This is a genomic window from Oleiphilus sp. HI0066, assembly GCF_001635725.1.
This window is the reverse complement of the sequence record NZ_LWFH01001631.1, coordinates 1-1,320: the sequence shown is the minus strand read 5'-3', so window position 1 is coordinate 1,320 and position 1,320 is coordinate 1. Positions and strand designations below refer to the sequence as shown.

Genomic DNA, 1,320 nt, shown 5'->3' with positions numbered 1-1,320 from the left:
GATTCCGATAAGCCTTGAACTAAACCTGCAATAGCGATCTGATTGCACATTTTTGTAAGTTGACCTGCACCAATGTCGCCTAGGCGTTTGCAAGACTTCGCGTAAGTTGCGATGAATTCCTCGGCTTTTTCATAAGCGGCGTCGTCACCTCCACACATAACAGTCAGTTGACCGTTAATCGCACCTTGCTCGCCACCTGAAACGGGCGCGTCTATGAAATCAATACCTAGGTTAAGAGCTTGTTCATGCAATTCGCGGGCGACTTCAGCAGACGCGGTCGTATGGTCGATAACGAGTGTTCCTTTCGGAAGTTCCGCAAGTAAGCCATTCTCTCCAAAATACATATCTCTCAAATCGTTGTCGTCACCAATACATGTCATTACGCATGNGATATCTCCCGGAATTTGAGTGAAGTCGCTAATGACAGTACCAGAGAATTCATTGGACCACTCAGAGGCCTTGCTTGATGTGCGGTTGAATACAAATGTTTCGAAGCGTTGAGAAAGATGGCCTGCCATGTGATAGCCCATGACGCCAAGCCCAAGGAACAATACCTTTTGAGACATGTTATAGAGCCCCATCGTTAAGCTGAGAACGAATTTGTTCAATTCGATCGCGATTCACGCCAAAGTCAGAATGCCCAAGTCGGGAAGCAGAACGCACGTGTATACGTTGTTGGTTGTCGTCGAATAAGAACTCTACATCATCTACATAACGCATGATCGCGCTCGTATATTCTGCATAGATGTACTGATCAGTTTTGATGATTAGCTCAGCTGATTCGTCTGAGTTGATCGCTTTTACCAGTGCTTCGTGAGTCGAAGACTTATTGGTATAGCTAATACTTTCGATAAAGTGGTCTTTATCTTCATCCTTGAGAGAGCTGACGCAGTTTGGTGAGCTCGGACAAACTTGCAACGAGGTTTGCGCTTCTCCAAGTTGTTTCGGACGCGTTCCAGTGCAAGCACTCAAAATAAGCGTTGAGGCAATGAATAGAAGAAAAAGTTTGGTTTGATGAATAGGGTTTTGCACAGTTACTCCCGTTATTGATCGGATAGAATGGGTAGACGAATAGTAAACGCAGAGCCAACACCATAAACGCTATCGACTGAGATGTCGCCTTTGTGTTTTTCGACCACAACTTTGACAAAATTTAGACCGAGACCTGCGCCTTTAGGACCAGATTTTTCGGACACTTGTTGTCTTCTGAAACGCTCAAAAATTCTCGGTAACTCATCCGCCTTTATGCCAAAACCTTGGTCTTCGATTGTGATGACGGCGAGCGTATCTTTTTGTTGCACATCGACGTTAATCGGTTTG

At 45.1% G+C, this 1,320-nt stretch carries 3 protein-coding genes; all 3 read right to left on the bottom strand.

Translation table 11 applies throughout. From position 1 onward, the window contains the following. A partial coding sequence (locus A3738_RS25530) for an NAD(P)-dependent oxidoreductase (protein WP_197474038.1) occupies positions 1-566 on the bottom strand: 566 nt, incomplete at its 3' end. A gap of 1 nt (position 567) precedes the next feature. Beyond that, complete coding sequence (locus A3738_RS25525; RefSeq protein WP_068479516.1) at positions 568-1,032, bottom strand: DUF1499 domain-containing protein; 465 nt, start codon at positions 1,030-1,032, stop codon at positions 568-570. Positions 1,033-1,043: 11 nt separating this feature from the next. Then, a partial coding sequence (locus tag A3738_RS25520; RefSeq protein WP_197474037.1) for a HAMP domain-containing sensor histidine kinase occupies positions 1,044-1,320 on the bottom strand: 277 nt, incomplete at its 5' end.